This is a genomic window from Mesorhizobium sp. M7A.F.Ca.MR.362.00.0.0, from assembly GCF_004023175.1.
In the GTDB taxonomy this organism is placed as follows: Bacteria; Pseudomonadota; Alphaproteobacteria; order Rhizobiales; family Rhizobiaceae; genus Mesorhizobium.
Window position 1 is genome coordinate 2,614 of sequence record NZ_RZTF01000348.1, and the last position, 4,141, is coordinate 6,754.

The following is a 4,141-nucleotide window of genomic DNA, read 5'->3' on the forward strand; positions in this document are numbered from 1 at the left end:
GAGGAGGAGCGACGATGGCGATCTTCGACGACGAACCCAAGAAGAAGGCACGCCCGCACGAGATCGGGCAGGACCTGTCACTGCTTTCCGTCAGCGACTTGACCGAGCGGATCGGTATCCTGCGCGACGAAATTGCCCGCCTGGAAGCCGAACTCAAGGCCAAGGACACCACCAAATCCGCGGCCGAAGCACTGTTCCGCCGCGGATAGGCGCGCTGGCGCAAAGCCCGCCGCCGAAAAGCCCGAATGCGGCTGTCTTCAGACCCAGCGTCCCCGCCAAACCTGAGCCGGATCAAACAATGTTCGCAACCTACCGACCGATCCTCTCGCTGCTTCGCGGCACCGCTTTCCTGCTCGCGGCATCTGGATTGCATGGACTGCTCTTGCCCCTGCGCGGTCAACTGGAAGGTTTCTCGACCGCATCGCTCGGCCTGATGGGCACGGCATGGGCCGGCGGCTTCGTCACCGGCTGCTTCTTCGCACCGCGCATCGTGCGCCGCGCAGGCCACGTTCGCGCCTTTGGCGCCTTTGCCGCATCCGGCGCCATCGTGGCGCTACTGACCGGGCTGATCATCGACGAATATGTCTGGATCCTGCTGCGCGCCTTCACCGGCTTCACCATGGCCGGTGCCTTCATGGTCATCGAAAGCTGGCTGAACGAGAAGGCCACCAACGAGAACCGCGGCACCGTCTTCGGCCTCTACATGATGGTCACTTATGCCTCGATCATGGGCGGGCAGATGATCGTCGCCGGCGGCGACGTGAAGTCCGCATCGCTGTTCATGATCACCGGCATCCTGTTTTGCCTATCGCTCATTCCGACGGCGGTCTCGACCGCCTCTCACCCCAAGCCGCTGCAGGATGTCTCACTTGATGTCAGAGGCCTTTATGCCAATTCGCCGGTGTCGGCGGTCGCTTGCGTGTTGATCGGCATCGCCAACGGCGCCTGGGGCACGCTTGGCGCCGTCTATGGCGCCCGCATCGGCATTTCCACGGCCGAGATCGCCCTGATGATGAGCCTTGTGGTCGTTGCCGGTGCCGCCATGCAGCTTCCGGCCGGGCGTCTCTCCGACAAGACCGACCGGCGTTTCGTGCTGGCGGGAGCGGCTTTCGGCGGGGCTTTGTTCGCGCTCTTGATCTTTCTGTTCGAGCCGCGCTCCGGCGTCTTCGTCATCGTCTTCACTGCCGCCTATGGCGCCTTCGCCTACACGCTCTATTCGATTGCCGTGGCGCATGCCAACGACCACGCGCGCTCGGAGGATTTCGTCAAGGTATCTGGCGGGCTGTTGCTGCTCTACGGCTTCGGCACGATGATTGGACCCTTGCTCGCCGCCGCTTTGATGGGCTGGATGCGCCCGGAAGGTCTGTTCCTGGCGACCGCCTTGGCGCATCTCTGCCTGGCAGGCTACACGCTGCTGCGCATCAGCCGCCGCGCGCCGGTGCCGATCGGCGATCGTGATGCCTTCAAGACGCAGCCGGCCGACCGTTCGGTCACCCCGGAAGCATTGCGGCTCGATCCCAGAAGAAAAGCAGAAGCAGACGGTTGAGATTCGAAAGGCTTTGCCTCACTAATACAGGCATGATGTTTTCCGACGCCTTCATGGCGATTGCCGATCCCAATCGGCGCCATCTTCTGGAAGAACTTCGCCGCGGCCCGAAAACCGTCACCGAACTGGCCGCCGGCTTGCCGGTCTCGCGCCCGGCTGTGTCGCAACATCTGAAAGTGCTGCTCGATGCCGGCCTGGTCCACGCCAAGCCGGAAGGAACAAGGCGCGTCTATACGGTAAGCGGCACCGGCTTCCTCAAACTCAACATCTGGCTCGATCAGTTCTGGGAAGCCTAACCCCGATCAACCGTTGTTGTAGGGGAAGAACTTGAAGTAGGGCTGCGCCTCCTCGATCACCCGGGCGAAGGCGGAGCGCTGCAGCAGCCGGTCATGGTAGCGTTTCACGGTCGGATACTTGTCGCCGAACGGCTCGACCTTGTTAGCATAGAACAGCGCCGGGGACGCTGCGCAATCGGCCATGGTGAAGGTGTCGCCCATCGCCCAGATCTTCGACTGCATGTCTTGTCCGATGATGGCATAGGAATTGCGAAGCTGGTCGCAGGCCTGCTCGACGCCGAACGGGTCAGTCTTGTCCTGCGGCCGCAACCGATCGCCGACGATCTTCTGCATCGGCTCCTGCACATAGAAATCATAGAAGCGGTCGGCTTGGCGAACGGCCAGCGCCAGGTCGATGTCGGCGGGAACGAGGTCGACCGGCCCCGGATAATGCGCGGCCAGATATTCGACAACAATGGTCGATTCCAGCACCGTGCGGTCGCGCGCATCGTCGCGCAGCGCCGGCATCTTGCCGGCCGGCGAAATCTTCAGGAAGGCCGCGCGCGACTGAGCATCGCCAAGATCGACGATGACAGGCTTGAACGGCGTGGCGTTCTCGTACAGCGCGATCAGCGGCTTCCAGCAGAAGGAGGCCAGCGGATGGAAATGAAGCGTCAGGGACATTTTTTGCTCGCCTGTTTCCTGGTTTATCGGTGGCCGGCGCCGGGCATGCTCGTCATAGGTAAACACTGCGGCAAGCATTGCTCGTCAAGGCCTGCTTTTGCCGCTTCAAGCGGCGTGGGCGACGATGCCGGCAACAATCATATCCCAGTCGTTTGGATGCAGCTCGTGGCCGCCACCTTCGATCCGGATGATTTTCGCGCCGGTGACCGCCTTCCCCAGCGCCTCGCCATGTTCGACCGGAAAGACCGGATCGGCCGTGCCGTGGATGACCAGCAGCGGCGCCGTCATTTCATGCAAGCGGCCTTTCCACGCGTCGCCGCCCCTGAGCATGAAATGGTTGGTGGCGCTCAGGAAGCCGCCGGAGCGGTCGTGATCCTGCTCGACAAAGGCACGCATCCGGGCCTCGTCGAATGGATGTGCGATGCTGGCGATCGCCCGCGCGTCCCTGACGATGAAATCGACCACCTGGCCACGGTCCGACCAATCGACTTTGGCGCCCTCGGCCGAGTGTTCCATGTAGGCTTCGGTCGTCCCGGGAAGGCCGGATGTGTCGATTCCCACCGGCGAACTGCTGATCACGGTCAGAGAAACGACACGGGACGGGTGTTCCAACGCCACAAGCTGCGCGATCATGCCGCCCATCGACATGCCGACGACATTCGCCTTGCCGATACCGTGGTCGTCGAGAACGCGCATTGCATCGTCGGCCATATCATCGAACGTGTAGGGCGGCTCTCCCGGCTTGTATTTGGTCGAACGGCCGGTATCGCGATTGTCGTAGCGGATCACGAACAGGCCGGCATCGGCCAGTTCCCGGCAAAACGCCTCCGGCCACCACAGCATCGAGGCCATCGCTCCCATGATCAGCAACAGCGGCGGGTTCGCCGGATCGCCAAAGGTTTCGGATATGATTTCGGGGCGTTCGGTCGTCGTCACGGTGCGGCCTCCTCTCCTGCAATACTGATTGCATTTTGCAATCGGTTGCACGATAATAAAACTGATACGACAATGCAACTGGTTTTGGAGAAAAAATCTCATGAGCATGGATCGCCGGTCCGGATGTCCGATCAACCTGTCGCTGGAAGTGTTCGGCGATCGCTGGAGCCTGATCATCCTTCGCGACATGATCTTCGGCGGCAGGCGTCATTTTCGCGAGCTGCTCAACGGATCGATGGAAGGCATCGCCTCCAACATCCTCGCCGATCGGCTGAAGCGGCTGATGGAACTGGGCATGCTGACCAAAGCCGACGACCCCTCGCACAAGCAGAAGGCGATCTACAGCCTGACCGAAATGGCGATCACGCTGGTGCCGATCCTGGCCCATCTCGGCGCCTGGGGCCGCGTCTGGCTGCCGGTCAGCGAAGAACTCTCGATCCGCGCCGAACTTCTGGAAAAGGGCGGACAGCCGATGTGGGACAAATTCATGGACGAGTTGCGCCATGAACATCTCGGCAAGCCGCTCGATACCGCGTCGGGTCCTTCTGTCCGCGCCACCTTGCAGGCCGCCTATGAAGCCCTGGTTGCCAGCAAGGCTCTCGCCGCCGACTCTGCCGCTTGACCAACTTATTTTCCCGTTTGGGGGCCGGCTCTGCTAGAAGAAGCGGAAAATCACAATTCACGGGATTGGATAAGGTCT

6 protein-coding genes are annotated in these 4,141 nt (G+C 61.8%); 4 read left to right on the forward strand and 2 right to left on the reverse strand.

What is annotated here, in order from left to right; all coding sequences use genetic code 11:
• Window positions 1-14 precede the first annotated feature (14 nt).
• From EOC06_RS29390 to EOC06_RS29400, 3 genes are read left to right on the forward strand one after another with little or no spacing between them, the layout of a single operon-like run.
• A complete protein-coding gene (locus EOC06_RS29390; RefSeq protein ID WP_023810953.1) occupies window positions 15-209 on the forward strand; it encodes a DUF1192 domain-containing protein in 195 nt (64 codons plus the stop codon).
• 5 nt (window positions 210-214) lie between these two features.
• Complete coding sequence (locus tag EOC06_RS29395; protein ID WP_329608556.1) at window positions 215-1,546, forward strand: MFS transporter; 1,332 nt, start codon at window positions 215-217, stop codon at window positions 1,544-1,546.
• Between the two features lie 32 nt (window positions 1,547-1,578).
• Window positions 1,579-1,842: a helix-turn-helix transcriptional regulator gene (locus tag EOC06_RS29400; protein WP_013529232.1), complete on the forward strand. Its 264-nt coding sequence runs from the start codon at window positions 1,579-1,581 to the stop codon at window positions 1,840-1,842.
• 6 nt (window positions 1,843-1,848) lie between these two features.
• On the opposite strand, the gene EOC06_RS29405 is transcribed toward EOC06_RS29400, so the two are convergent.
• Window positions 1,849-2,505 (reverse strand): glutathione S-transferase family protein, encoded by a 657-nt coding sequence (locus EOC06_RS29405; protein WP_128309434.1) that lies wholly within the window; start codon window positions 2,503-2,505, stop codon window positions 1,849-1,851.
• Between the two features lie 105 nt (window positions 2,506-2,610).
• On the reverse strand, window positions 2,611-3,441 hold the full coding sequence (locus tag EOC06_RS29410) for an alpha/beta fold hydrolase (RefSeq protein ID WP_128309435.1): 831 nt from the start codon (window positions 3,439-3,441) through the stop codon (window positions 2,611-2,613).
• A 100-nt stretch (window positions 3,442-3,541) separates the two neighbouring features.
• On the opposite strand from EOC06_RS29410, the gene EOC06_RS29415 reads away from it, so the two are divergent.
• Window positions 3,542-4,063 carry a helix-turn-helix domain-containing protein gene (locus EOC06_RS29415; protein ID WP_127269299.1) on the forward strand — a complete coding sequence of 174 codons (522 nt, stop codon included), beginning with the start codon at window positions 3,542-3,544 and terminating at the stop codon, window positions 4,061-4,063.
• Window positions 4,064-4,141 lie beyond the last annotated feature (78 nt).

Coding starts and splice junctions, on each gene's coding strand:
- EOC06_RS29405 (WP_128309434.1), bottom strand. CDS start 2,505: ATGTCCCTGACGCTTCATTTCCATCCGCTGGCCTCCTTCTGCTGGAAG.
- EOC06_RS29390 (WP_023810953.1), top strand. CDS start 15: ATGGCGATCTTCGACGACGAACCCAAGAAGAAGGCACGCCCGCACGAG.
- EOC06_RS29400 (WP_013529232.1), top strand. CDS start 1,579: ATGATGTTTTCCGACGCCTTCATGGCGATTGCCGATCCCAATCGGCGC.
- EOC06_RS29415 (WP_127269299.1), top strand. CDS start 3,542: ATGAGCATGGATCGCCGGTCCGGATGTCCGATCAACCTGTCGCTGGAA.